Here is a 24,898-nt window from a genome sequence, read left to right as displayed (position 1 = left end):
ACGTTCAGACGTTTTTACGTTCGATGGTTTGCTCACCCCAGAAGAGCGCGTCTTTGTCCGTTTTCCCGAAGGCACGTTCCAGCACTTCATCGCTGCCTTCTTCCCAAATCTGCTCTGCCAGCTTCTCGTCATAGTTCGCGACTTCAAAAATGGCTTCGGCGATCTCCGGAGAGGTGTTGCGTAAACTTGCCCATTCACCCACGCGGTGGGCTTTGGATTCTTGAGTTGGCATACTTGTCCTCCTGTTGAGTTAGCCGTTCAGTTTTTTGGCGAGGCCTGCGACATACTCACCCTGATAGCGGGCGATAGTGAGCTCTTCGTTGCTCGGCTGTCGGGAGCCATCGCCACCGGCAATGGTGGTGGCGCCGTACGGTGTCCCGCCACGAACCTGGGAAATATCAAACAGTTCCTGCGCGCCGTAGCCAATCGGCACAATCACCATCCCATGGTGAGCAAGGGTAGTCCAGGTTGACGTAATCGTCTGCTCCTGACCGCCGCCGGTCCCGGTGGAGCTGAAGACGCTGGCGAGTTTGCCATATAACGCTCCGGATGCCCAAAGTCCTCCGGTTTGATCGAGGAAGGTCCGCATCTGGCCTGACATATTGCCAAATCGGGTAGGGGTGCCGAAAATAATGGCATCGTAATCAGCCAGTTCCTGCGGGGTGGCAACCGGGGCATTTTGTGTTTTCCCCCCGGCTTTGGCGAACGCCTCAGCCTGCATCGTTTCCGGTACGCGTTTCACCACAACTTCTACGCCGTCCACTCTGTTTGCACCTTCTGCTACCGCGTGAGCCATGGTTTCAATGTGTCCATACATGGAATAATAGAGCACCAGAACTTTTGCCATTTTGCATCACTCCTCGTTTGTGTTTTCTGACAGCGGATCGCTGCGTTCATTTAAAGATAAGTCATCACAGCCAGACTGCAAAAATGAACGGCATTTCTTTGATTTATAACAATATGGATACAAAAGCGCTTTGTAGCAAAATGAAACAACTTTCCCGCTGCGGATTTTTAAAATGATAAGAAAGGCTTATAAATGGCCGTCGCGTAATCTCACCCGAATGGCTGAGATCATGTTGCAGAATATTACCTCTGACTTGCCGGATAGCCGCATTCCACTAAGCTTAATTTCACGTGGCACAGATAAAGGCACTGTCCTTCAGCCGCGCGGTGAAAGAATCCTCTTTTACTGAATGCAATATGATGTCTAATGTTTCACACTCTGGAGGTTAGAGATGGCAAACCATCGTGGTGGTTCAGGTAATTTCGCTGAAGACCGTGAAAGAGCATCAGAAGCAGGTCGTAAAGGTGGCCAGTCTAGCGGGGGGAATTTCAAAAATGATCCTCAGCGGGCATCAGAAGCTGGCAAAAAAGGGGGCAAAAACAGTCATGGCAGCAATAAGTAATACGCCGGGCTGATACCCTGCCGCCGGGATCTCCCGGCGGTTTTTTATTTCTGCAACATTGAACTGTCACCAAAGGCATCGCACACTAGAGGATTGATGCTTATTTGCTGGTGCCGCATGTCTCTCTCCCGTTTCACATTCTCCGTCAAACCTCAGGAAGCCCTTCTCATTCTGATCACCATGTTCTGGGGCGGAACCTTTCTCGCCGTCCAGTACGCGGTCACGCTGAGCGGTCCGTTCTTTTTTGTCGGCCTGCGCTTTGCGACGGCGGCGATTGCCGTGGGGTTACTCTCGCTTAAAACCTTGCGTGGGCTGACGCTTAAAGAACTGAAGGCCGGGGTGGCCATTGGGGTTGCGATTGCCATGGGCTACAGCCTGCAGACGTGGGGATTGCAGACCATCACCAGCAGCAAATCGGCGTTTATCACCGCCATGTATGTGCCACTGGTGCCGTTACTGCAATGGCTCTGTCTGGGGAGAATACCGGGTCTGATGTCCTGCACGGGGATCGTGCTGGCGTTTGTTGGCCTTATCTTGCTTGCCGGGCCGGAAAATAACCTGCTGGCGCTGGGGCCGGGCGAAATCATTACGCTGGTGGGTGCTATCGCGATTGCCGCGGAAATTATTCTGATCAGCGCCTGGGCTGGCAAAGTGGACGTCAAGCGCGTCACCGTGGTTCAGCTGGCGACCGCGTCGCTGGTGGCTTTTGCCACCATGGTGCCGGCAGGGGAGTCTGTTCCGCCGATGTCCACCGGGCTGGTTGTAGTGGCGCTGGGGCTGGGCATCTTTAGCGCCATTATCCAGGTCACCATGAACTGGGCGCAGCGCAGCGTTTCCCCGACGCGTGCGACGGTTATCTATACCGGTGAACCGGTATGGGCGGGCATTTTCGGGCGTATCGCGGGAGAGCGTTTACCGCTGCTGGCGCTGGTGGGTGCGGCGTTTATTGTCGCCGGCGTGCTGGTGAGTGAGCTGAAGCTGAAACGGAAGAAAAAAGCGCTGCCAGAGCGTGACAGCGCTGCGATAAATCAAGAGTCCTGATGTACCACGTCGCCCTGCGGTGCGGCCGCTTCCCGGCGGCTCAGCAGGGCGTTAAGCAGGATTGCGCCAAAGGTTGCGGTGCCAATCCCACCAAGGGTGAAGCCGCCCAGCGTCAGGGCAAAATCTCCCGCCCCCAGCACCAGCGTGACCGCCACCATAATCAGGTTGCTGTTCTGGCTCAGATCGACACGGTGCTGCACCCAGATGCGTGCCCCGGCAACGGCAATCAGACCAAATACCACAATCGATGCCCCACCAATCACCGGCGCGGGAATGGTGTGGATCAGCGCGCCGAATTTCGGTGAGAAGCCGAGGAGCATCGCCATCACCGCTGCCGCCACGAAGACCAGGGTGGAGTAAACTTTGGTCACTGCCATCACACCAATATTTTCAGCGTAGGTCGTTACACCGCTACCGCCGACCGAGCCGGAGAGCATGGTAGCCAGACCGTCGCCGACAAAGGCGCGGCCCATGTAAGGGTCCATGCTGCGCCCGGTCATACCCGCAACGGCTTTCAGATGGCCTAAGTTTTCTGCCACCAGGATCACCGCAACCGGCGCGATTAACATCATCGCCTGCGTGTTAAAGACCGGAGACGTCACCTGCGGCAGGCCGAACCAGGCGGCGTTATGCAACAGTGTAAAATCAACCGGCTTGCCCAGACCGAAGACGTTTGCCAGCAGGGCGTACACCAGACAGGCAACGATTAACCCCACCAGGATCAACAGTCGCTGGATCATCCCCCGCGTAAACACCGCCACCAGGCCAATGCAGAGTACCGTGATCACCGCCATCCAGCTTTCAAAGGGCGAACCGGAGACGCTTCTGACGGCTATTGGCGCAAGGTTCAGACCAATTGCCATCACCACAGCCCCGGTGACGACGGGAGGCATCATCCGCTCTATCCAGCGCGTCCCGACCTTCATGACCACCAGGCCAATCAGCGTGTAGACCAGCCCGCAGGCGATAATGCCGCCGAGCGCGACGCTCAGATTCGGGTTGATACCCTGACCGTTAAAGCCGGTGGTGGCGATGACCACGCCGACAAACGCAGCGCTGGAACCAAGATAGCTGGGCACGCGCCCGCCGGTGATGAAAAAGAACAGCAGGGTACCGATACCCGACATCAGAATGGACAGATTGGGATCAAGCCCCATCAGCATGGGCATCAGCACCGTTGCGCCGAACATCGCGACCGCGTGCTGAACCCCCATCACTAAGGTTGGCCCGAGCGGGAGCCTTTCATCCGGCGCGACCACGCCAGGTTCTGTAGAGGTCGATTTCAACTGCCAGTGGGGAAAACCGAACATTGCCATGAGCTGACTCCTTAAGGAGGGTTAACAGGCGGGTCGCATAAGCGCGTGATAGCCGCGGTCAAACCACACCAGCCCTTGCGGCGCGGGGTGGCGAATAATCGAAACGATGTCGCAAAACAGGATGTCGTGCGTGCCCACGCTCACCACCTGGCTGATACGGCAGTCAAACGAGGCCAGCGCCTCCTCCAGACGCGGGCACCCCGTTTCGCCGGTCTCCCAGCGCGCGGCGGCGAAGCGCTCGTCCATCGGGGTTTTCCCCCCAAACAGGTTTGATAGCGGCTCTTGTCCGGCGCTCAGGGTATTGACGCACAGGGTGCGGTTTTCACTGAAGGTCGGCCAGACGGATGCGCCACGGTTCAGGCATACCAGCAGCGTGGGCGGTGAATCCGTTACGCTGCACACCGCGCTGGCGGTGAAGCCCGCCATCCCGGCAGGACCGTCGGTGGTGATGATATTGACCGCCGCACCGACGCAGGCCATGGCATCACGGAAGGTTTGTTTATCGGGTGTCATCATGATGGCTCCTTATGCCAGTGCGCATGCGTCTTCAAAGGCCAGACGCGGCAAACGGCCGTAGAGTTTGCTGGTATCGCCATAGCCAATATTGATAAGCAGATTACTTTTCAGCGACGTGCCGGTGAAAAACGCGTCGTCGACTTTTTGGCGATCAAAGCCTGACATTGGGCCCGTATCGAGCCCCAGCGCCCGACAGGCGAAAATCAGGTAAGCCGCCTGCATCGCGCTGTTGCGAAAGGCGGTCTCTTCGGCAAGCGCCGGGCTTGAGGTAAACCAGCTCCGCGCATCCCCGTGGGGGAACAGGGCGGGAAGGCGTTCATAAAATTCACTATCCCAGGCGACAATCGCCGTGACCGGGGCGGTGAGGGTTTTCTCCAGGTTGCCGCTGGAAAGCGCCGGGCGCAGTTTTTCTTTTCCCTCTGCGCTTCGTACAAACACAATCCGCGCTGGCGAGCAGTTGGCGGACGTGGGACCCCATTTCATCAGGTCGTAGATCTCGCGCAGCGTCTCGTCGCTGACGGGGATCGCCTGCCAGCCGTTATGGGTGCGTGCGCCGGTAAACAGTGATGCCAGCGCGCCAGGGGTAATCGCTTCGCTCATCAGGGCTCCTTATAAAGCGGGTTCAGGGCTGTGCAGCAGGCTGGCAAGCCCGTTCAGCAGCAGCGTATTAAAGGTTTCTGGCTCGGTGACGTTGCAGGCGTGCCCGCCCTGACGCATCACCACCTTGTGGCTGCCGGGGATGGCCGCCTGTAGCTCAGTGGAACAGACCGCAGGGATGAGCAGATCGTCGGCGGAGCAGATGAGGTGTACCGGGCAGTGAATGCGTGAGGCGTGGCGACTGAAGTCCGCTTTCTTCAGGGCATTCAGCCTGTGCAGCAGGTTGTTTTTGCCCTGGAAGTGGGCCAGTGCCAGAGCCTCTTCGGCCTCCAGACGCGGCGCGCGGGCGGCTATCCAGTCGGCCGGGTAAAGAAACAGCGGCTGTGCCTCTACCCACGCCTGTGCGCCGCCTGCATGAAGCAGGCGTTCGCGGATCTGGAAACAGCGTCGGGTATGAGCATTCAGAGTGAGCCAGCCGTTCACGCACACCAGCGCGCTGAGGGCATCGGGGTGGTCGAGCGCCAGCTGCAGGCCGATCAGCGCCCCCAGCGCATGACCCACGACGCAGTAACGAACGATCCCGGCGGCATTCAGCGCCCGGGCCAGCTCGTCGGCCATCATCGCCAGGCTGTAGGCTTCCGGCAGCACGTCGGGATTATTGCCCGTCCCGCGCTGGTCGTAGCACACCACCTGGTACTCTTGCTCCAGGACGGCAAGCTGCGGTAGCCAGTAGCTGCCGCCCCCGCCAAGCCCGGCAATGAGGACAACCGTGGGCGCGCCGTCGTAAGGGGGAGGTGAGACAGAGAGCTTCATGGCCGCCTCACTTTGCGATGTGTGCAACGGTCGCGATTTCAACCAGCGCATCTGGCTTCACCAGCCCACACTGAATGCAGAACCGGGCCGGTTTATCACCGGGAAAGAACTCGGCGTAAATGTCGTTAATCGCGGCGTAGTTTTTCCAGTCGGTGATAAAGATACTGTTGAACGTCACATCCTCCATTGTGCCACCCGCTGTTTCGATCACTTTTTTGATCGTCTCCAGCACGTGGCGGGTTTGCGCCTTTGGGTCGTTGGGGTAGACCACGTTATTGTGCTGATCAAACGGCAGCGTGCCGGATACATACACCACACCATCGGCCAGCGTGCCGGGCACGAACGGGGCAATCGGGGTACTGGTTCCTGGCGGAATAATCACGGATTTCGGCATGGTCTTGTTCCTCAGGCAATACGGGCTAGCGGTGGATTCAGGGCGTCGCAAAAATCCGCGACGTTACTGACCCAGCCAAAAAAGGTTTCGATGTTGAACAGGGCCGCTTGCTGCGCAAACGCCGGCCCGGCCTGATGGGTGGCGTCTTCCAGCACCACGCCAAAATATTCCAGGAAGAAGCCGTCGCGCAGGGTGGATTCCACGCAGACGTTGGTAGCGATGCCGGTAAAGACCAGATGACGGATCCCCCGGCTGCGCAGCAGGCTGTCGAGCGGGGTGTTGAAAAAGCCGCTGTAGCGCGGTTTGGGCAGCACGATATCGCCTGCCTCTGGCACTAGCTCATCCACCAGCTGGTAATCCCAGCTGCCTTTCGCCAGCAGTGTGCCCTGCAGTTCGGGCCGTTTGCGCATGGTTTTCAGGGCGTTAGATTTATGGAAATTGGGAGAGCCCGGGCCACCGGCCTCCACATATTGATCGTCCCAGCCGTTCTGGAACCAGACGATCAGCATGCCAGCCGCGCGGGCTGCGTTGACGGCAGTTTTAATGTTCTCAATCACCGGTCGGGTGGCGGAGACGTCAAATCCCGCCAGATCCAGATAGCCGCCCTGGCTGGCATAGGCGTTTTGCATATCCACCACAATCAGGGCACTTTGGTGCGGCGCAAAGGTGATGGCTTCCGGACGTGCTGCAAGCGTGGTCATTACGCGACCTCCTTTGTGATAGCAGGAATGTGGGCGCGGCACTGCATCAGCGGCTGAATGCGCTCGCCGAATGTTTCCACACCGGTCAGGAACTCATCGAAGGTCAGCAGCACGCCTTCCGCACCGGGCACGGCGGCCACTTCATCGAGCATTCTGGCGACGCTGGCATAGGAACCGACCAGCGTGCCCATGTTGATGTTGACCGCTGAGGTCGGGTCGGCCATCTGACGGACGTTGGTGTCCGAGCCGGAACGGGTATCTTTCTGGCTCTGTTCGGTGAGCCAGCTCAGCGCTTCATCGTCCGCGCCCGCCTTATACCGTTCCCATTTCGCGCGGGCGGCGTCGTCGGTTTCGTCGGCAATGACCATAAACAGGACATAGGAACCCACATCGCGACCGGTTTTGTCCGCGGCCTCTTTCATGCGTGCCGCGGTCGGGGCGAAGGCGGCTGGGGTATTCACGCCTTTGCCAAAGCAGAAGTTGAAGTCGGCGTATTTAGCGGAGAATTCCATTCCTGCGTCGCTCTGCCCGGCGCAGATCACTTTCATCGGGGCGGAAGGCTGCGGGCTAACGCGGCAGTCGTTCATGGTGAAGTAATCACCTTTGAAGTCGCTTTTGCCGGTGCCCCAGAGATCGCGCAGCACCTGCACATACTCGGTCAGGTAGTCATAGCGGCGGGAGAAATACTCGTCGCCCGGCCAGATCCCCATCTGCTCATACTCAGGTTTTTGCCAGCCCGTAACCAGGTTAACGCCAAAGCGACCACCGGAGATGGAGTCGATGGTGGAGGCCATTCTGGCAACGATCGCCGGCGGCAGGGTGAGGGTGGCGGCCGTCGCGTAGATCTGAATGCGCGAGGTGACGGCTGCCAGCCCGGCCATCAGGGTGAAGGACTCCAGGTTGTGATCCCAGAATTCGGTTTTGCCGCCGAAACCCCGCAGCTTGATCATCGAAAGCGCAAAATCGAAATGGTAGTGCTCCGCCTTTTGCACAATGGCCTTATTCAGCTCAAAAGTAGGCATGTATTGCGGGGCGGTGGTCGAGATTAGCCAGCCGTTGTTGCCGATAGGTACAAATACGCCAATTTTCATCACGAACCTCTCTTTACGACGTTGCAGGTAAAGAGGGGGTTGCAAAGGCAATGCCAGTTTTGAAAATGGCTTTGTTATTAATGTGTTAATCAATGGTTGGTTAATTGAGGTATGCAAATGTGGACTAAATGGTCAAAAACATTGCACAGAAAACAGGCATTCATGCGCGATCGGAGTGCAGAGTGTCGTGGTCGGTGAGGGGTTTTGCTATGCTGATGGCAACGCAAAATATGGAGAGCGGGAATGACACAAGGTGCAGTGAAAACACCCGGTAAACGTTCGCAGGCGGTCAGTGCGAAGAAGCAGGCCATCCTCGGTGCGGCGCTGGAGACCTTTTCGCAGTTTGGTATTCATGGCACGCGCCTTGAGCAGGTGGCGGAACAGGCCGGGGTGTCGAAAACGAATCTGCTCTACTACTATCCGTCGAAAGAGGCGCTTTATATTGCGGTGATGCAACAGATCCTCGATATCTGGCTGGCGCCGCTCAAGGCGTTTCGCGAAGAGCTTGCCCCGCTGGTGGCGATCAGGGAGTACATTCGCCTGAAGCTGGAGGTGTCGCGTGATTATCCGCAGGCGTCACGGCTGTTCTGCCTGGAGATGCTACAGGGCGCACCGCTGTTGCAGGCGGAACTGACCGGGGATTTAAAACAGCTGGTTGACGAGAAATCGGCCATTATTGCCGGATGGGTGGCGGGCGGGAAGCTGGCTCCAGTTGACCCACATCATCTGATCTTTATGATTTGGGCCTCCACTCAGCATTACGCTGACTTTGCGGCCCAGGTTGAAGCGGTGACCGGTAAAACGCTCCAGGATGAGGCGTTTTTCCACAGCACGCTGGAAAACGTTCAGCAGATGATCATTGAAGGGATCCGCGTGCGTTAGTTTCCCGGCGGAAGAGGGCAGCTTAAATCGCCCTCTTCACACTGCATCAGTGAGGCAAGAAACGCTTCACGCTCAACGGTTTTTTCGTTCAGGCACTGGCTGATGATCATCGGCTGGACGCTGCCTCCCTCAGTACCCGACCCGATAAAGTTGCAGTCGGCATCGCGCAGGGCAATCCACGCCTGCTGTGCCTTTTTCAGAAGCTCACGCTGTGGGGCTTCTGCGCGTTTGATGGCAGCCTGATACGTCTGATTCAGTTTTTTATCGGCTGCCTGGTACTGCTGCGCCGTACAGGTGTTCATTTCAAGCTGGGTGGTCGCATTTGCGCACTCTTCTGCCAGCGCGTTCGCGCTCAGCAGCAATGCAGCCCCCGCGATCAGATATCTTTTCATCATCCCCTCCATGTAAAAAAGCCGGATGCGCTGTGCTTATCCGGCCTTGGGTTTTTTTGTCACCCCGGTAAGCGTAGTGCCACCGGGGATATTTTACACGATTAACCGATTGTCATCAGGCTCGCGTTACCGCCCGCCGCCGCGGTGTTCACGCTGAGCGAGCGCTCCACGTACAGACGTTCCAGCAGCAGATTGGTTTCGCCGCGGGCAAAGCCCTGCACCGAAACAATCGCACCGCTGCGGGCCGCTACCTGCTCGCACAGTTCGCGCAGCTGGTCGGAATCACCGTGATAGATAACGGCATCAAACGACTGAGTCAGCAGAGCATCGGGCTTCGCAAAATGAATGCGGGCAGAGACCGTTTTCGGCAGCTGTTTCGCGAGGTCACGATGCAGTGCATCTTCCGGCCACAGCACTTCACAACCGGTTGCAGCAGCGGCGGCCAGCTGAACCAGCGCATCCTGCTCATTGTCCGCCACGCACAGCACACGCTCGCGCGGCATCAGCGTCCAGGTGTTGCGCTCACCGGTTGGCCCCGGCAGCAGGCGCTGCGTTCCCGCCTGCGCCAGTTCGCCATACTGCTGTGCGACAGCGCGCAGTTCCGGGCGTGTTTCTGCCCACGTGATGAGCGCCTCCAGCGGCTGTGTCAGCACGGCCTTCAGCTGCGCGTCCACCGGACGTTCGGCATCCTGACGTGCCAGCGTCACGCCGAGCGCATTGTCCGGACGGTTTGCCAGCAGACGGTACAGGTAGAGTGGACCACCGGCTTTTGGACCGGTACCTGACAGACCTTCACCGCCGAACGGCTGTACGCCCACTACCGCGCCGACCATGTTACGGTTGACGTACAGGTTGCCTACTTTAGCGCTGCCGGTCACCTGAGCGATGGTCTCATCGATGCGGGTATGCACGCCGAGGGTCAGGCCATAGCCGGAGGCGTTAATCTGTTCAATCAGCTCGTTGAGGTTGTTACGGTTGTAGCGCACCACGTGCAATACCGGGCCAAAGACCTCTTTTTTCAGCTCGTCGAAGCTGGCCAGTTCAATCAGCGTTGGCGGCACAAAGGTGCCGGTCTGCCACTCGCGGGCATCCTCGCTGTTTTCACGCACGGCCTGGAAGACCGGACGGCCTTTGGTGCGCATGGTCTGAATGTGGTTTTCGATATTTGCTTTGGCTTCCGCGTCGATAACCGGCCCGATATCGGTCGTGAGACGGCCCGGGTTACCCATGCGGCATTCGGCCATCGCGCCGCGCAGCATCTTCAGCGTGTGGTCTGCCACGTCATCCTGCAGACACAGCACGCGCAGGGCGGAACAGCGCTGGCCCGCGCTGTCGAAGGCGGAGGCGAGAACATCGACCACCACCTGCTCGGTGAGCGCGGAGGAGTCGACGATCATGGCGTTCATGCCGCCGGTTTCAGCGATGAGCGGCGTTGGACGCCCCTGTGCATCAAGACGGGTGGCGATGTTGCGCTGCAGCAGGGAGGCCACTTCAGTCGAGCCGGTAAACATCACGCCGCGCACACGGTTATCGGCGGTCAGTTTCGCCCCGACCGTTTCACCGCGGCCCGGCAACAGCTGTATGACACCCGCAGGCACGCCTGCTTCCAGCAGAATGTTAATACCCTGAGCGGCAATCAGCGGGGTCTGCTCCGCCGGTTTTGCCAGCACGCTGTTGCCGGCGGCAAGTGCGGCGGCAATCTGGCCGGTGAAGATCGCCAGCGGGAAGTTCCACGGACTGATACACACCACCGGACCGAGAGGACGGTGGGTTTCGTTATCGAAATCATCACGAACCTGGCCTGCGTAGTAGTGCAGGAAGTCGACCGCTTCACGAACTTCGGCAATGGCGTTGCTGAAGGTTTTACCTGCTTCGCGCACCAGGATCCCGATGAGCGACTGCATCTGGTCTTCCATCAGCACCGCAGCACGTTCCAGAATGGCGCCACGCTCTTGCGGCGGCGTCGCGAACCAGATTGGCGCGTTATTCACCGCGCTGTCCAGCGCCTGATCCACTTCTGCTTCGGTTGCTTCCCGCACGTAGCCGACGATATCTTTTGGCTCCGCCGGGTTAATCACGGGCTGCATTTCGCCATCAGCGACGGGCTGCTCCAGAATCGGTTTGGCCTGCCATTTCTGCAGCGCGCTGTTGAGCAGGGCGGAGGAGAGGGAGGCCAGACGGTGTTCGTTCGCCAGGTCCAGGCCCGCGGAGTTCACGCGACCTTTGCCGTACAGTTCACGCGGCAGCGGGATCTTCGGATGCGGCAGGCCAATCTGACCTTCCTGGGCCGCCATCTTCTCAACCGCCTGCACCGGATCGGCAACCAGCTCGTCAAGCGGCAGGGTGGTATCGGCGATACGGTTAACGAAGGAGGTGTTCGCCCCGTTCTCCAGCAGACGACGCACCAGGTACGCCAGCAGGGTTTCATGGGTGCCCACCGGGGCATAAATACGGCACGGACGGTTCAGTTTGCCATCCGCCACTTTACCGGTGACCTGCTCGTACAGCGGTTCACCCATGCCGTGCAGGCACTGGAACTCATACTGACCCGGATAGTAGTTCTGTCCGGCCAGGCTGTAGATGGCCGCCAGGGTGTGGGCGTTATGGGTGGCAAACTGCGGGTAAATCAGGTTCGGCACGCCGAGCAGTTTTTTTGCGCAGGCGAGGTATGAGACATCGGTGTAAACCTTGCGGGTATAGACCGGATAGCCTTCCAGACCTTCCATCTGGGCGCGTTTAATTTCGCTGTCCCAGTAGGCGCCTTTCACCAGGCGGATCATCAGGCGACGGCGGCTGCGGCTTGCCAGGTCAATCAGGTAATCAATCACGAACGGACAACGTTTCTGATACGCCTGGATAACGAAACCAATTCCGTTCCAGCCTGCCAGCTCCGGCTCGAAGCACAGTTTTTCCAGCAGATCGAGGGAGATCTCCAGGCGGTCGGCCTCTTCGGCATCGATGTTGATACCGATGTCGTACTGGCGCGCCAGCAGGGTCAGGGATTTCAGGCGCGGATAGAGCTCTTCCATCACCCGGTCGTACTGCGCACGGCTGTAGCGCGGATGCAGGGCCGAGAGCTTGATGGAGATCCCCGGGCCTTCATAAATACCGCGACCGTTTGACGCTTTACCAATGGCGTGAATCGCCTGCTGGTAAGAGACCATATAAGCCTGCGCGTCGGCGGCGGTCAGCGCCGCTTCACCCAGCATGTCGTAAGAGTAGCGGAAACCTTTATCTTCGAGCTTACGGGCGTTGGCCAGCGCTTCCGCGATGGTTTCGCCGGTAACAAACTGCTCGCCCATCAGGCGCATCGCCATATCCACGCCTTTGCGGATCAGCGGTTCACCGCTCTTGCCGATGATGCGGTTCAGGGAGCGAGAGAGGTTGGCTTCGTTATGAGTCGAGACCAGTCGGCCGGTAAACAGCAGGCCCCAGGTCGCCGCGTTGACGAACAGCGACGGGCTGCGGCCAATGTGTGACTGCCAGTTACCGTTGCTGATTTTGTCGCGGATCAGTGCGTCACGGGTGGCTTTGTCAGGAATACGCAACAGCGCTTCCGCCAGACACATCAGCGCTACGCCCTCCTGAGAGGAGAGGGAAAACTCCTGCAGCAGACCCTGTACCATTCCGGCGCGGCCGGTGGCATTTTTCTGGTTACGTAATTTGTCGGCAAGTTGATACGCCAGGCTGTGCGCCTGAGAGGCAATGGCTTCTGGCAGACGGGCCTGCTCCAGCAGCATCGGTACGGCGTCGGTTTCGGCACGACGGTAAGCACCGGTAATGGCGGCGCGGCTGACCGACTGAGGCAGGATCTGCTCGGCGAATTCAAGGAACGGCTGATGGTTTTCGTCAGCAGCGGCGGAAACCTCATCACTTTCATTGGCCGCACCCGCCAGCAACGCGGGCAGCTCTGGCAGCCCCTCATCGCTTTCGAGCCTTTCGAGGTAGTTAAAAATCGCCTGCTTGATTAGCCAGTGCGGCGTGCGGTCAATGCGGGTTGCTGCGGTCTTAATCCGTTCGCGGGTTGCGTCATCCAGCTTAACCCCCATGGTGGTCATACCCATGCCAAAGCTCCTGTTGTTCTGTCGTCGTGTGCTATCGATAGCGTGAAATATCCACCATGTTGCAACTTTGTGCAACCGTGTTAAATGTGACCTGGTTTGCAACCCAGGAAATGAATGGATTGTTAAGAGATGGTTAGCTGGAAAAAAGTGCTGGTTTCTGGATGAGAGGCCTGTTTTTATGCGGAACTTAACACTTTTAAAAGGTGCAACCCGTAAAAGCGTGAGCGAGTGCAACCTATACGAAAGACGTATAAAACCAGGGATGAATTTGATGTAAATGCAGTGTTAAATCGTTTGTGTGCGAGCACTGCTTACGGCAGGATACGCGCGGCCAACAGAAACACATACACACATCACTACGTTCCGGTGATGACATAACAAGGCAACCCGGACGGTTGTCGCTCGACATTTTGGAGAATTTGAATGGCAATTAGCACACCGATGCTGGTGACATTTCTCGTTTATATATTTGGCATGATCCTGATAGGGTTTTTGGCATGGCGTTCAACAAAGAACTTTGACGACTACATTCTCGGCGGGCGTAGCTTAGGGCCGATGGTCACCGCACTCTCTGCGGGCGCGTCCGACATGAGCGGCTGGCTGCTGATGGGTCTGCCGGGGGCGATTTTCATCTCCGGTATTTCTGAAAGCTGGATCGCCATTGGCCTGACCGTCGGGGCATGGATCAACTGGAAGCTGGTTGCGGGCCGTCTGCGCGTGCATACCGAAGCCAACAACAATGCGTTGACCCTGCCGGATTACTTCACCGGACGCTTTGAAGATAACAGCCGCGTGCTGCGCATTATCTCTGCGCTGGTTATCCTCGTGTTCTTCACCATCTATTGTGCCTCTGGCATTGTGGCCGGCGCGCGCCTCTTCGAAAGCACCTTCGGCATGAGCTATGAAACGGCGCTGTGGGCCGGTGCTGCGGCAACCATTCTCTATACCTTCGTGGGCGGTTTCCTGGCCGTAAGCTGGACTGACACCGTGCAGGCGAGCCTGATGATCTTCGCTCTGATCCTGACGCCAGTCATTGTCATCTTCACCGTCGGCGGCTTTGCTGATTCGCTTGAAGTGATTAAGCAGAAGAGCATTGAAAATGTCGACATGCTGAAAGGGCTGAACTTTGTCGCCATCGTTTCTCTGATGGGCTGGGGTCTGGGCTACTTCGGTCAGCCGCACATTCTGGCGCGCTTCATGGCCGCTGACTCTCACCACACGATTGTTCATGCCCGTCGTATCAGTATGACGTGGATGATCCTCTGCCTGGCGGGTGCCTGTGCGGTTGGCTTCTTCGGCATCGCTTACTTCAACAATAACCCGGCGCAGGCAGGGGCAGTAAACCAGAATGCCGAGCGTGTGTTCATCGAACTGGCGGGCATTCTGTTCAACCCGTGGATTGCCGGTATTCTGCTCTCCGCGATCCTGGCGGCCGTGATGTCCACCCTGAGCTGCCAGCTGCTGGTCTGCTCAAGTGCAATCACCGAAGACCTCTACAAAGCGTTCCTGCGTAAAGATGCGAGCCAGAAAGAGCTGGTATGGGTGGGGCGTTTCATGGTGCTGGTGGTGGCCTTAATTGCCATTGCGCTGGCGGCAAACCCTGAGAACCGCGTGCTGGGCCTGGTGAGCTACGCGTGGGCGGGCTTTGGTGCGGCGTTTGGTCCGGTGGTGCTCTTCTCGGTGCTGTGGTCGCGCATGACCCGCAACGGCGCGCTGGCGGGGATGATTATCGGTGCGCTTACCGTTATCGTCTGGAAGCAGTTCGCCTGGCTCGGTCTGTACGAAATTATCCCGGGCTTCATCTTCGGCAGTATCGGCATTGTGGTGTTCAGCCTGCTGGGTAAAGCGCCTTCTGCCTCAATGCAGAAACGTTTTGCTGAAGCAGACGCACACTATCACACTGCACCGCCGTCTAAGCTGCAGGCTGAGTAATCTTTTTCGCTGATAGACAGGCCGGGTAAGCGCGCGCGCTACCCGGCTTTTTTCTTGCCAAAATCCGCAATTTACGATGATATCGCTGTGCTTATAACAATGAGGATAGCGAAGCATGACAATCAAAACAGGGGTAATGGCAGCGGCATTATTGATGCTGGCGGGCTGCAGTGTGCCGTCGCAACACGCGGCGATGGAGACCTGCAAAGCGGATAACCAGATGCAGCAAACCACGCTCTATTTCGGGCTAAACCGTCCCGCAGGGGCGCAAATCACCACCGGCGAGTGGCAGCAGTTCGTTGACCAGGACGTGACGCCGCGTTTTCGCGATGGCCTGACGGTCTTTGATGCGCGTGGGCAGTGGCTGGGTAACGACGGGAAAGTGGCGCGTGAACCGAGCAAGGCGCTTATGCTGATCCACGGTAAAGATGCGCAGAGCGAGAAGAATATTGAAGCGTTGCGCGGTATTTATAAATCACGCTTCGCGCAGGAGTCGGTGATGCGAGTCGATCAGCCGGTGTGCGTGCAGTTTTAATGAAAAACGGCGGGAGAACCCGCCGTTATCGCTTACAGCACCAGTCCTGCAAAGCTGGCGGACAGTAAACTGACCAGCGTCGCGCCATACACCAGACGTAAGCCAAAACGCGATACCACGTTCCCCTGTTGCTCGTTCAGGCCTTTGATCGCCCCGGCCACAATGCCGATAGAGGCAAAGTTAGCGAACGACACCAGGAAAACGGACAAAATGCCCAGTCCGCGTGGTGACATCTGATGCGCAATTTTTTGCAGCTCAATCATTGCCACAAATTCATTTGCGACCAGCTTGGTTGCCATAATACTGCCGGCATTCAACGCGTCGCTCAGCGGAATACCAACCAGCCATGCCAGCGGGTAAAATACATAGCCCAGGATCTGCTGGAAGCTCATACCAAATACGCTGGAGAAGAGGGCGTTAACGGCGCTAATAAGGGCAATAAAGCCAATCAGCATCGCCAGAATAATCATCGCCACTTTAAAACCGGCCAGAATATACTCGCCAAGCATTTCGAAGAAGCTCTGGGACTCGTGCAGCTTTTCAAGCTTGATGTCCGGCTCTGCTTCCGGGCGCGCCGGGTTGATAATGGAGAGAATAATAAAGGTGCTGAACATGTTCAGGATGAGTGCGGCAACGACAAATTTGGCGTCGAGCATGGTCATATAAGCACCGACAATCGACAGAGATACCGTCGACATGGCCGTGGCCGCCATGGTGAAGAGACGACGAGAGGAGAGGTCGCCCAGTACACCCTTGTAGGCAATAAAGTTTTCAGACTGTCCGAGGATCAGCGAGCTCACCGCGTTGAACGATTCCAGCTTACCCATGCCATTCAGTTTTGACAGCAGTGTCCCGATCACCCGAATAAAAATCGGCAGAATTCGCCAGTGCTGAAGAATACCAATCAGTGCGGAGATAAAAATAATCGGGCAGAGTACGCCGAGGAAAATGAACGCCAGTCCTTTTTCACCCATCCCGCCAAAGACGAAATTGGTGCCTTCAGCCGCGAATTTCAGCAGTGACTCAAAGAATCCCGAGACATATTTAATAATGAACAGCCCGCTTTCGGCATGCAGGAAAAAGAACGCCAGGGCTATTTCAATGACAATCAGCTGTAAAACAAAACGAATGCGAATTTTTCGGCGGTCGAAACTCACCAGCCAGGCAAGCGCAAGAATAATCACCAGCGCCAGCAGGAAATGGATAATGTTAAACATGGTTAATTTTCAGTTGGTTTTTGAGGCAGATATTTAGCCATAGCCCTGATTAACCGTAAATGGGCATTTTCGCTATAACTTATAAACTTAACGATAACGCCAGCAATTATTACCAGGCTGGGTGTTTACAACTCGTCATCAAAACAACACACATTTCACTTGTTTTTCTTGCTGGCGTAATGATAATCACTATCACAAGAATTTACCTTTCTTTGCATCAGTTGACCGCGATAAACATTTAAGGTGTCGGCATGTTTGTTCCATTTCTCATTATGTTACGTGAAGGTCTCGAAGCGGCCCTCATCGTCAGCCTCATCGCCAGTTATCTGAAGCGAACCCAGCGTGGACGCTGGATCGGTGTCATGTGGATTGGGGTATTCCTCGCCGCAGCGCTCTGTCTGGGCCTTGGCATTCTTATCAATGAAACCACCGGTGAGTTTCCCCAGAAAGAGCAAGAGTTGTTTGAAGGGATCGTGGCCGTCATTGCCGTGGTAATCCTCACCTGGATGGTGTTCTGGATGCGTAAAGTGTCCCGCAACGTGAAGGTGCAGCTGGAGCAGGCGGTGGATAACGCCCTGCAAAAGGGCAATAAACACGGCTGGGCGCTGATCATGATGGTCTTTTTCGCCGTGGCGCGGGAAGGGCTGGAGTCGGTTTTCTTCCTGCTGGCGGCATTTCAGCAGGATGTGGGGATCTGGCCACCGCTGGGTGCGATGCTGGGTCTGGCCACTGCGGTGGTGCTGGGATTCCTGCTCTACTGGGGCGGCATTCGTCTTAACCTGGGTGCGTTCTTTAAATGGACCAGCCTGTTTATTCTGCTGGTGGCCGCTGGGCTGGCGGCGGGGGCGATCCGCGCTTTCCACGAAGCGGGCCTGTGGAATCACTTCCAGGAAGTGGCGTTCGACCTCAGTAACGTGCTCTCAACGCACTCCCTGACCGGTACCTTGCTCGAAGGTATTTTTGGTTACCAGGAAACGCCGAGCGTCAGCGAAGTGGCGATGTATTTTATCTATTTGGTTCCGGCGCTGGTGCTGTTTGCCATGCCGCCGCGCACCGGCACTCAGACGTCGCGCGTTGCGCCGTAATCTGACTGCATTAGTTACAACATACTTTTAAAGGGAAGAGTCATGGCAATTCAGTTCCGTCGTAGTGCGTTATGCGCAGGCCTTGCCGCGCTGTTCGCTTCAGCATTTTCCGCCTGGGGCGCGGATGTTCCGCAGGTCAAGGTTTCGGTCAATGATAAGCAGTGCGAGCCAATGACCATCACGGTTAACAGCGGCAAAACCCAGTTTATTATTCAGAACCACAGCCAGAAGGCGCTGGAGTGGGAAATCCTGAAAGGCGTCATGGTGGTGGAAGAGCGTGAAAATATCGCGCCGGGCTTTAGTCAGAAGATGACCGCCAACCTGCAACCGGGTGAATATGAGATGACCTGCGGGCTGCTGACGAACCCTAAAGGCAAGCTTATCGTGAAGGGCGACGCCACGGCCGATGCCGGAAAAGGCACGGCCCTGTTGAGCCTGGGTGATGCGATTACTGCTTATAAAGCGTATGTCATCAAAGAGACGGCGGACCTGGCTACCGGTACTAAAGCCTTCACCGATGCAGTAAAAGCGGGCGATATCGCGAAAGCGAAATCCCTGTATGCGCCAACCCGTCAGCATTACGAGCGTATTGAGCCGATTGCCGAGTTGTTCTCTGACCTGGATGGCAGCATTGATGCCCGTGAAGATGATTTTGAGCAAAAAGCCGCCGACCCGAAATTTACCGGCTTCCACCGTCTGGAGAAAGCCCTGTTTGGCGATAACACTCTCAAAGGGATGGATAAATATGCCAATCAGCTGAACAGTGACGTGCTTGAGCTGCAAAAACGCATCAGTGAGCTGGCCTTCCCGCCATCAAAAGTGGTGGGCGGTGCCGCGGGTCTGATTGAAGAAGTGGCGGCAAGTAAAATCAGCGGTGAAGAAGACCGTTACAGCCACACCGACCTGTGGGACTTCCAGGCCAACGTCGATGGCGCGCAGAAAATTGTCGATCTGCTGCGTCCTCAGCTGCAGAAAGATAACAGCGAACTGCTGGCTAAAGTGGATGCCAACTTCAAAAAAGTCGACACCATTCTGGCGAAGTACCGTACCAAAGACGGGTTTGAAACCTACGATAAACTGACCGATGCCGACCGTAACGCGCTGAAAGGCCCGATTACCACACTGGCGGAAGATCTCTCCCTGCTGCGTGGCGTACTGGGTCTGGATTAAGCACGATGAACAAGCAGAATGAACACGACGTGGTGGAACCTTCACGTCGTCGATTGTTAAAAGGAGTAGGGGCGCTGGGGGGCGCCCTTGCTCTGGCCGGAGGGTGCCCGGTGGCGCATGCGGCGAAACCGCAAAGTGCTCCCGGCACGCTGTCACCCAATGCACGCATGGAGACGCAGCCTTTTTATGGCGAGCATCAGTCGGGCATTTTGACGCCACAGCAGGCCTCCATGATGCTGGTGGCTTTTGATTCGCTGGCAAGCGATAAAGCCGATCTTGAGCGTTTGTTCCGCCTGCTGACGACGCGCATCGCGTTTCTCACCGCCGGTGGTCCGGCGCCGGACACGCCTAACCCGCGTCTGCCGCCGATGGATTCCGGTATCCTCGGGGCATTTATCGCTCCGGATAACCTGACGATAACCGTTTCGCTCGGTGAGTCGCTGTTTGATGCGCGCTACGGGCTGGCAAAACAGAAGCCAAAAGCGCTGCAGAAAATGACGCGTTTCCCGAATGACTCTCTGGATGCTGCTCTCTGCCATGGCGATCTGCTCTTGCAAATTTGCGCCAACACCCAGGATACGGTGATCCACGCGCTGCGCGACATCATCAAGCACACGCCGGACCTGCTGAGCGTTCGCTGGAAGCGGGAAGGGTTTATCTCTGACCATGCCGCCCGCAGCAAAGGGAAAGAGACGCCGGTTAACCTGCTGGGCTTTAAAGACGGCACGGCCAACCCGGACAGCCGTAATGACCCGCTCATGAAAGAGGTGGTCTGGGTGACGGCCGATCAGGGCGAGCCGGCATGGGCTGTGGGTGGAAGCTATCAGGCGGTGCGGATTATTCAGTTCCACGTGGAGTTCTGGGACCGTACGCCGCTCAAAGAGCAGCAGACGATTTTTGGCCGCGATAAACAGAGTGGCGCTCCGCTCGGGATGAAGAACGAGCACGATGTGCCTGACTACGCCAGCGATCCGAATGGCGATGTCATCGCACTGGACAGCCATATCCGCCTGGCCAATCCGCGTACCAAAGAGACACAATCCAGCCTGATGATGCGTCGGGGATATAGCTATTCACTTGGCGTAACCAACGCCGGCCAGCTCGATATGGGGCTGCTGTTTGTCTGCTATCAGCACGACCTGGAGAAGGGCTTCCTGACCGTACAGAAACGCTTAAACGGGGAAGCGCTGGAAGAGTACATTAAACCCATCGGCGGCGGTTATTTCTTTGTCCTGCCTGGCGCACGCGATCGCAACGCCTATCTCGCTCAAGGGTTGATTGAAGCCTGATAATTGTCCCTGCGATAATTCGCGGGGACATTATTTTTTCATATGCCTGTCCTGCTGTTATATTTCTGTAATATTCCTGTATGAGACTGATTTCCACTGTAGGGACAGTCTTAAAGTTACGTTCAGGTAAAATAAATGTTGCATTTATGATAACTCCTGATGTACTTAAGATAAGACAGCGGTAGTTCCCGGCAGTGATGCTGAATCACTATGGAGATCGCGAATGGTTGCGTCCTGTACTGGACATGGTAAACACAACACCCGCAGCACCCGGCGCGGAGGCTCAGACTCCGGCAGCGATTTCCTCACCACAAAATTATCCCCTTCAACTCAAGAATCTCTTTCGACCGACGTGCAGAATGGTGCGCGTAGCCGTTCTGTTGCGTCATCCGGTAAAGCAAGCAATGGCTTACAAGGAAGCCAACCCTCTGATGTTCGTGCGCATAATCGTGCTGAAACTGGCACGTGTGATGAATACCAACAACTCAAGGTGCTATCCATGGGAAGACAAAAAGCAGTGATCAAAGCTCGTCGCGAAGCAAAACGTGTGCTGAGACGGGATTCACGTAGCCATAAACAGCGTGAAGAAGAATCGGTCACCTCGCTTGTGCAGATGAGTGGCGTAGAAGCAATTGGCATGGCCCGAGACAGCCGTGATAATTCTCCAATTGTGGCGCGCAATGAGGCTCAGGCGCACTACCTGAATGCTATCGAGAGTAAACAGCTCATCTTTGCAACCGGCGAAGCCGGATGCGGGAAAACGTGGATCAGTGCAGCCAAAGCGGCAGAGGCGCTGATCCATAAAGACGTGGAGAGAATTATTGTCACCCGTCCGGTACTGCAGGCTGATGAAGATCTTGGCTTCTTGCCCGGAGATATTTCAGAGAAGTTTGCCCCTTACTTCAGGCCCGTCTATGACGTGCTGGTGAAACGTCTGGGAGCATCCTTTATGCAGTACTGTCTGCGACCAGAGATTGGCAAGGTGGAAATCGCGCCGTTCGCTTATATGCGCGGACGTACATTTGAAAATGCGGTCGTCATTCTTGACGAGGCTCAGAACGTGACCGCAGCGCAAATGAAGATGTTTTTAACGCGCCTCGGGGAAAACGTGACGGTCATCGTCAATGGTGATATTACCCAGTGCGATCTGCCGTCGGGCGTGAAGTCCGGACTGAGCGACGCCATGTCACGTTTTGAGGAAGATGAGATGATTGGGGTGGTACGCTTCACGAAAGAAGACTGCGTGCGTTCAGCGCTCTGCCAGCGCACGCTGCAAGCGTACTATTGAGTTAGCCGTTGTGTTCAAGGCCCGGGAAACCGGGCTTTGTTTTTTGTGCGGGCGTCCTGTCCGGGGAATATAAAAGAAAAAAGCCCGTACTTTCGTACGAGCTCTCATCTTGAATATGGCGGTGAGGGGGGGATTCGAACCCCCGATACGTTGCCGTATACACACTTTCCAGGCGTGCTCCTTCAGCCACTCGGACACCTCACCATATTGTTTTGCTGCCTGACCGCTTGGGGGGCAACGGGGCGCTACTATAGGGAGTTGCGCTAAAACGGTCAAGCAGATTTTCTGCTTTAGTGCTTGTTCGGTTAAGCAATAATCAGCTCCACGTCATTTTGACCGTGGAGCCGGTGATTAACGCTGTGAATCGAGCACTTCGCTGTTTTTGACCACCTCTTGTGCTCTGGTATAGCTTTCGATCAGCAGCTGATAGGCAGGGAAGATATGGGTATACACTTCAGCCCACTCGGCTGCATCTTCCCGGTTCCATGTCCGCTGGATCTCAGAGGCAACCGCCGCGGTATCCATTGGTACCACCCCGGCCTGGACCACGCGCGCCAGGGTGATCTCCTGAGCCATTTTGCTGTAGGTGCCGGAGGCATCAATAACCGCAAACACTTTATAACCCTCCGCGACTGCGCTAATAGAGGGAAACGCCATGCAGACGCTGGTGATGGTGCCGGCGATGATCAACGTTTTGCGCCCGGTGGCTTTCACCGCAGCCACAAACTCCGGGTTATCCCAGGCGTTGATCTCACCTTTACGTGGAACGTATTGCGCATGTGGCGCATTAGTGTGGATCTCCGGGATAAGGGGGCCATTCGGTCCCTGTGGAACAGAAGCGGTGGTGATCACCGGGATCTTCGCCAGGGTAGCGATTTTTGCCAGCGCCGCAGCACGTGCGCGCAACTCTGGCATTGGCATATCCCCCACGGTCTGGAAAAGTCCGCTCTGGTGATCGATAAGCAACATCACCGCATCGTTTACATCAATAACCGGGCGTGAGCCGTTAAAATTTGCAGGTGCAGACATCTTCTTCTCCTTTATTACCATCAGAACTGGCCGAAGCGGCCGGAGTTGAAATCACGAATGGCTTCCGCGATTTCGGTTTTACTGTTCATCACAAACGGCCCATAGCCCACGATGGGTTCATTCAGCGGCTCGCCGGCCATCAGCAGGACTTTGGCATCGAGGCTCGCTTCCAGATGGAGTGTGTCGCCTTGCTGGCTTAATACAACCAGCTGTGCCTCGCCTGCCTGGGCTGTTCCGTTCACCGTAATGGTGCCTTCCATCACAACCAGCGCCGTGCTCCAGCCCTCCGGCTGACTGAGCGTGAGATGGCTACCCTGATTGAGCGCGATGTCCCAGACGTTTAGCGGCGAAAAGGTGTGTGCGGGGCCAGCAACATCCTCGTAGCGACCTGCGATAACCCGCAGCGAGCCGCTGTTATCCGGCAGTGTGACCACAGGGATATCCGCCTTAGTGATGCTCTGGTAGCCCGGCGTCGCCATTTTGTCTTTGGCTGGCAGGTTGACCCACAGCTGCATCATTTTCAGTTCACCGCCTTTCTGCGCGAACGCGCTGGAGTGGAACTCCTCGTGCAAAATGCCAGCGCCCGCCGTCATCCATTGCACGTCCCCGGGGCCTATTACGCCGCCTCTGCCGGTGGAATCGCGATGTTCAACTTCGCCGGAATAGACGAGGGTGACCGTTTCGAAACCCCGGTGCGGATGCTCGCCGACGCCGCGCTTTGCCCCATCCGCCGGGAACGTGTATGGCCCGGCATAGTCCAGCAGTAAAAACGGGCTGAGCGGCTCGCCGTGCGTCTGGTAAGAAAACATTGAACGTACCGGGAAACCATCACCAACCCAGTGTTGACGGGGAGCGGTATACACGCCTGTTACGTTTTTCATGATGAACTCCTGAAGCGTTGTTGATGTAATTAGCTTATATTCAGCGTTAATATCCCGGTAGATAGTGAAAATGGCATTCACTGTTCTAAAAATAGAACGATGAGGATTTATGCAGGATCTCAATGACTTCGTCTGGTTTGTGAAGGTGGTCGACTACGGTGGTTTTGCTGCAGCGGGGCGTGCGCTCGATTTGCCGAAGTCCCGGCTAAGCCGCCGGATAGCTCAGCTGGAAGAGCGGCTTGGCGTGCGGTTAATACATCGCACAACGCGGCAGTTTACGGTGACAGAAGTTGGCCAGACCTTCTATCAGCACTGTAAAGCAATGATGGTGGAAGCAGAAGCTGCTGAGGAGGCGGTGGCCGCGTTACAGGCTGAGCCGCGCGGTATTGTCAGGATCACCTGCCCGATAACATTGTTGCATGTCCATGTTGGCCCGATGCTGGCGAGATTTATGGCGCGCTATCCAGGGATCGCGCTGCAGCTTGAGGCAACCAACCGGCGGGTAGACCTGGTGGGGGAGGGGATTGATGTCGCGATCCGTGTGCGCCCGCGTCCGTTCGATGACAGCGATCTGGTGTTAAGGGTACTGGCGGACCGGGGACATTGCCTGGTCGCTGGACCGGCGTTGATTCAGCGGATGGGTAAACCGTTGGTGCCCTCTGAACTCAGTGCCTGGCCTGGATTAAGCACGAACGAGGGTAAACACATCCATAAATGGGAACTGAGCGGTCCCGAAGGGGCGAAGGCGGAAATCCATTACCATCCTCGCCTGATCACTACCGATATGCTGGCGCTGCGTGAAGCGGCTATAGCGGGTATCGGCGTGGTGCAGTTGCCGATATTGATGGTGAAAGATCAGCTTGCGTCAGGGGACCTCATTCGCGTACTTGATGCCTGGGAGCCACGACGTGAGGTGATTCATGCTGTGTATCCTTCAAGACGCGGGTTACTCCCGTCTGTCAGGGCACTGGTGGATTTTCTTACCGAAGAGTATGAGCGGATGGTGGAAGATTAATCTTTCCCTCTCCCCTGGAGCGAGGGTGAGGATCTTACACCACACAAGGTCTCATGCTGCGCGGGCGGAGAATATAAAAGAAAAAAGCCCGTACTTTCGTTCGAGCTCTCATCTTAAATATGTCGGTGAGGGGGGATTGACTCGCTTTGCTCGCCCTGCGGGCAGCCTGTTCGCTGCGCGCTCAGTCTGTCCAACTGGCTGTCGCCCGTTGTCGAACCCCGGTCGGGGATTCTCATCCCCC

General features: G+C 56.6%; 24 protein-coding genes and 1 tRNA gene. 10 read left to right on the top strand and 15 right to left on the bottom strand.

Features of this window, described 5'->3' with window-relative positions:
* Positions 1-4: 4 nt before the first annotated feature.
* A complete protein-coding gene (locus tag L466_RS07065; RefSeq protein WP_014169490.1) occupies positions 5-232 on the bottom strand; it encodes a YccJ family protein in 228 nt (75 codons plus the stop codon).
* Between the two features lie 18 nt (positions 233-250).
* Entirely contained in the window at positions 251-847 is a 597-nt protein-coding gene (gene wrbA, locus L466_RS07070) for an NAD(P)H:quinone oxidoreductase (protein ID WP_014169491.1), read from the bottom strand.
* A gap of 391 nt (positions 848-1,238) precedes the next feature.
* Here wrbA and L466_RS07075 point away from each other — a divergent pair, with 391 nt between their 5' ends.
* Positions 1,239-1,409, top strand: coding sequence for a con-10 family general stress protein (locus L466_RS07075; RefSeq protein ID WP_001273664.1), 171 nt, complete (start codon positions 1,239-1,241; stop codon positions 1,407-1,409).
* Positions 1,410-1,526: 117 nt separating this feature from the next.
* Positions 1,527-2,450, top strand: coding sequence for a DMT family transporter (locus L466_RS07080; RefSeq protein ID WP_032670558.1), 924 nt, complete (start codon positions 1,527-1,529; stop codon positions 2,448-2,450).
* Here L466_RS07080 and rutG read toward each other — a convergent pair.
* From rutG to rutA, 7 genes are read right to left on the bottom strand one after another with little or no spacing between them, the layout of a single operon-like run.
* The gene (gene rutG / locus L466_RS07085; RefSeq protein WP_014169495.1) at positions 2,438-3,766 is read right to left on the bottom strand and encodes a pyrimidine utilization transport protein G; all 1,329 of its coding nucleotides are present in this window, start codon (positions 3,764-3,766) and stop codon (positions 2,438-2,440) included. The genes L466_RS07080 and rutG overlap by 13 nt on opposite strands.
* A gap of 21 nt (positions 3,767-3,787) precedes the next feature.
* Positions 3,788-4,282 (bottom strand): NADH-dependent FMN reductase RutF, encoded by a 495-nt coding sequence (rutF, locus tag L466_RS07090; protein WP_014169496.1) that lies wholly within the window; start codon positions 4,280-4,282, stop codon positions 3,788-3,790.
* A 9-nt stretch (positions 4,283-4,291) separates the two neighbouring features.
* Entirely contained in the window at positions 4,292-4,882 is a 591-nt protein-coding gene (locus tag L466_RS07095; protein WP_025204485.1) for a malonic semialdehyde reductase, read from the bottom strand.
* A 9-nt stretch (positions 4,883-4,891) separates the two neighbouring features.
* Positions 4,892-5,692: a pyrimidine utilization protein D gene (gene rutD / locus L466_RS07100; protein WP_032681277.1), complete on the bottom strand. Its 801-nt coding sequence runs from the start codon at positions 5,690-5,692 to the stop codon at positions 4,892-4,894.
* 7 nt (positions 5,693-5,699) lie between these two features.
* The gene (gene rutC / locus L466_RS07105; protein WP_020884718.1) at positions 5,700-6,086 is read right to left on the bottom strand and encodes a pyrimidine utilization protein C; all 387 of its coding nucleotides are present in this window, start codon (positions 6,084-6,086) and stop codon (positions 5,700-5,702) included.
* Between the two features lie 11 nt (positions 6,087-6,097).
* Positions 6,098-6,787 carry a pyrimidine utilization protein B gene (gene rutB, locus L466_RS07110; protein WP_020884717.1) on the bottom strand — a complete coding sequence of 230 codons (690 nt, stop codon included), beginning with the start codon at positions 6,785-6,787 and terminating at the stop codon, positions 6,098-6,100.
* Positions 6,787-7,878: a pyrimidine utilization protein A gene (gene rutA / locus L466_RS07115; protein WP_025204484.1), complete on the bottom strand. Its 1,092-nt coding sequence runs from the start codon at positions 7,876-7,878 to the stop codon at positions 6,787-6,789. Before rutA ends, rutB begins: the two co-directional genes overlap by 1 nt.
* A 243-nt stretch (positions 7,879-8,121) precedes the next feature.
* Here rutA and rutR point away from each other — a divergent pair, with 243 nt between their 5' ends.
* A complete protein-coding gene (gene rutR, locus L466_RS07120; protein ID WP_020884715.1) occupies positions 8,122-8,760 on the top strand; it encodes an HTH-type transcriptional regulator RutR in 639 nt (212 codons plus the stop codon).
* Here rutR and L466_RS07125 read toward each other — a convergent pair.
* Positions 8,757-9,152, bottom strand: a complete 396-nt coding sequence (locus L466_RS07125; RefSeq protein ID WP_020884714.1) for a lysozyme inhibitor LprI family protein — start codon at positions 9,150-9,152, stop codon at positions 8,757-8,759. The two genes, rutR and L466_RS07125, sit on opposite strands and share 4 nt — an antisense overlap.
* A gap of 101 nt (positions 9,153-9,253) precedes the next feature.
* Positions 9,254-13,216 (bottom strand): trifunctional transcriptional regulator/proline dehydrogenase/L-glutamate gamma-semialdehyde dehydrogenase, encoded by a 3,963-nt coding sequence (putA, locus tag L466_RS07130; RefSeq protein WP_032681276.1) that lies wholly within the window; start codon positions 13,214-13,216, stop codon positions 9,254-9,256.
* 423 nt (positions 13,217-13,639) lie between these two features.
* Here putA and putP point away from each other — a divergent pair, with 423 nt between their 5' ends.
* On the top strand, positions 13,640-15,148 hold the full coding sequence (gene putP, locus L466_RS07135; RefSeq protein ID WP_020884712.1) for a sodium/proline symporter PutP: 1,509 nt from the start codon (positions 13,640-13,642) through the stop codon (positions 15,146-15,148).
* Between the two features lie 115 nt (positions 15,149-15,263).
* Positions 15,264-15,683 (top strand): DUF3574 domain-containing protein, encoded by a 420-nt coding sequence (locus L466_RS07140; RefSeq protein ID WP_014169506.1) that lies wholly within the window; start codon positions 15,264-15,266, stop codon positions 15,681-15,683.
* 32 nt (positions 15,684-15,715) lie between these two features.
* On the opposite strand, the gene L466_RS07145 is transcribed toward L466_RS07140, so the two are convergent.
* The gene (locus L466_RS07145) at positions 15,716-16,900 is read right to left on the bottom strand and encodes a NupC/NupG family nucleoside CNT transporter (RefSeq protein ID WP_014169507.1); all 1,185 of its coding nucleotides are present in this window, start codon (positions 16,898-16,900) and stop codon (positions 15,716-15,718) included.
* A gap of 251 nt (positions 16,901-17,151) precedes the next feature.
* Between L466_RS07145 and efeU the strand changes: the two genes are divergently transcribed.
* The 4 genes from efeU to phoH all read left to right on the top strand — a co-directional run bounded on the left by efeU (position 17,152) and on the right by phoH (position 21,732).
* Positions 17,152-17,985, top strand: a complete 834-nt coding sequence (gene efeU / locus L466_RS07150; protein ID WP_032681275.1) for an iron uptake transporter permease EfeU — start codon at positions 17,152-17,154, stop codon at positions 17,983-17,985.
* 42 nt (positions 17,986-18,027) lie between these two features.
* Entirely contained in the window at positions 18,028-19,155 is a 1,128-nt protein-coding gene (gene efeO, locus L466_RS07155; protein WP_032681274.1) for an iron uptake system protein EfeO, read from the top strand.
* Between the two features lie 5 nt (positions 19,156-19,160).
* Positions 19,161-20,444 (top strand): iron uptake transporter deferrochelatase/peroxidase subunit, encoded by a 1,284-nt coding sequence (efeB, locus tag L466_RS07160; RefSeq protein ID WP_032681273.1) that lies wholly within the window; start codon positions 19,161-19,163, stop codon positions 20,442-20,444.
* 499 nt (positions 20,445-20,943) lie between these two features.
* The gene (gene phoH, locus L466_RS07165; protein WP_024908976.1) at positions 20,944-21,732 is read left to right on the top strand and encodes a phosphate starvation-inducible protein PhoH; all 789 of its coding nucleotides are present in this window, start codon (positions 20,944-20,946) and stop codon (positions 21,730-21,732) included.
* A gap of 116 nt (positions 21,733-21,848) precedes the next feature.
* On the opposite strand, the gene L466_RS07170 is transcribed toward phoH, so the two are convergent.
* The 3 genes from L466_RS07170 to L466_RS07180 form a co-directional block, all read right to left on the bottom strand.
* Positions 21,849-21,936: transfer RNA gene (locus L466_RS07170), tRNA-Ser, on the bottom strand.
* Positions 21,937-22,083: 147 nt separating this feature from the next.
* The gene (locus L466_RS07175; RefSeq protein ID WP_032677857.1) at positions 22,084-22,761 is read right to left on the bottom strand and encodes an isochorismatase family protein; all 678 of its coding nucleotides are present in this window, start codon (positions 22,759-22,761) and stop codon (positions 22,084-22,086) included.
* Between the two features lie 20 nt (positions 22,762-22,781).
* A complete protein-coding gene (locus L466_RS07180; RefSeq protein ID WP_032681272.1) occupies positions 22,782-23,642 on the bottom strand; it encodes a pirin family protein in 861 nt (286 codons plus the stop codon).
* 109 nt (positions 23,643-23,751) lie between these two features.
* Here L466_RS07180 and L466_RS07185 point away from each other — a divergent pair, with 109 nt between their 5' ends.
* Positions 23,752-24,657, top strand: a complete 906-nt coding sequence (locus L466_RS07185; RefSeq protein ID WP_032681271.1) for a LysR family transcriptional regulator — start codon at positions 23,752-23,754, stop codon at positions 24,655-24,657.
* The last annotated feature ends 241 nt before the right edge of the window (positions 24,658-24,898 follow it).

The organism is Enterobacter sp. BIDMC 30, from assembly GCF_000534355.1.
Lineage (GTDB): Bacteria > Pseudomonadota > Gammaproteobacteria > Enterobacterales > Enterobacteriaceae > Enterobacter > Enterobacter ludwigii.
The sequence above is the reverse complement of the archived record's forward strand: the minus strand, read 5'-3'. Positions and strand labels throughout refer to the sequence as shown.

Excerpts from the sequence above, each read along its gene's own strand:
- L466_RS07065 (WP_014169490.1), bottom strand. The coding sequence starts at position 232 with ATGCCAACTCAAGAATCCAAAGCCCACCGCGTGGGTGAATGGGCAAGT.
- L466_RS07185 (WP_032681271.1), top strand. The coding sequence starts at position 23,752 with ATGCAGGATCTCAATGACTTCGTCTGGTTTGTGAAGGTGGTCGACTAC.
- L466_RS07140 (WP_014169506.1), top strand. The coding sequence starts at position 15,264 with ATGACAATCAAAACAGGGGTAATGGCAGCGGCATTATTGATGCTGGCG.
- phoH (WP_024908976.1), top strand. The coding sequence starts at position 20,944 with ATGGGAAGACAAAAAGCAGTGATCAAAGCTCGTCGCGAAGCAAAACGT.
- L466_RS07145 (WP_014169507.1), bottom strand. The coding sequence starts at position 16,900 with ATGTTTAACATTATCCATTTCCTGCTGGCGCTGGTGATTATTCTTGCG.
- efeU (WP_032681275.1), top strand. The coding sequence starts at position 17,152 with ATGTTTGTTCCATTTCTCATTATGTTACGTGAAGGTCTCGAAGCGGCC.
- L466_RS07075 (WP_001273664.1), top strand. The coding sequence starts at position 1,239 with ATGGCAAACCATCGTGGTGGTTCAGGTAATTTCGCTGAAGACCGTGAA.
- L466_RS07080 (WP_032670558.1), top strand. The coding sequence starts at position 1,527 with ATGTCTCTCTCCCGTTTCACATTCTCCGTCAAACCTCAGGAAGCCCTT.
- efeB (WP_032681273.1), top strand. The coding sequence starts at position 19,161 with ATGAACAAGCAGAATGAACACGACGTGGTGGAACCTTCACGTCGTCGA.
- L466_RS07125 (WP_020884714.1), bottom strand. The coding sequence starts at position 9,152 with ATGAAAAGATATCTGATCGCGGGGGCTGCATTGCTGCTGAGCGCGAAC.
- rutB (WP_020884717.1), bottom strand. The coding sequence starts at position 6,787 with ATGACCACGCTTGCAGCACGTCCGGAAGCCATCACCTTTGCGCCGCAC.
- rutF (WP_014169496.1), bottom strand. The coding sequence starts at position 4,282 with ATGATGACACCCGATAAACAAACCTTCCGTGATGCCATGGCCTGCGTC.
- putP (WP_020884712.1), top strand. The coding sequence starts at position 13,640 with ATGGCAATTAGCACACCGATGCTGGTGACATTTCTCGTTTATATATTT.
- rutR (WP_020884715.1), top strand. The coding sequence starts at position 8,122 with ATGACACAAGGTGCAGTGAAAACACCCGGTAAACGTTCGCAGGCGGTC.
- putA (WP_032681276.1), bottom strand. The coding sequence starts at position 13,216 with ATGGGTATGACCACCATGGGGGTTAAGCTGGATGACGCAACCCGCGAA.
- rutG (WP_014169495.1), bottom strand. The coding sequence starts at position 3,766 with ATGGCAATGTTCGGTTTTCCCCACTGGCAGTTGAAATCGACCTCTACA.
- L466_RS07095 (WP_025204485.1), bottom strand. The coding sequence starts at position 4,882 with ATGAGCGAAGCGATTACCCCTGGCGCGCTGGCATCACTGTTTACCGGC.
- wrbA (WP_014169491.1), bottom strand. The coding sequence starts at position 847 with ATGGCAAAAGTTCTGGTGCTCTATTATTCCATGTATGGACACATTGAA.
- rutA (WP_025204484.1), bottom strand. The coding sequence starts at position 7,878 with ATGAAAATTGGCGTATTTGTACCTATCGGCAACAACGGCTGGCTAATC.
- L466_RS07180 (WP_032681272.1), bottom strand. The coding sequence starts at position 23,642 with ATGAAAAACGTAACAGGCGTGTATACCGCTCCCCGTCAACACTGGGTT.
- rutC (WP_020884718.1), bottom strand. The coding sequence starts at position 6,086 with ATGCCGAAATCCGTGATTATTCCGCCAGGAACCAGTACCCCGATTGCC.
- L466_RS07175 (WP_032677857.1), bottom strand. The coding sequence starts at position 22,761 with ATGTCTGCACCTGCAAATTTTAACGGCTCACGCCCGGTTATTGATGTA.
- rutD (WP_032681277.1), bottom strand. The coding sequence starts at position 5,692 with ATGAAGCTCTCTGTCTCACCTCCCCCTTACGACGGCGCGCCCACGGTT.
- efeO (WP_032681274.1), top strand. The coding sequence starts at position 18,028 with ATGGCAATTCAGTTCCGTCGTAGTGCGTTATGCGCAGGCCTTGCCGCG.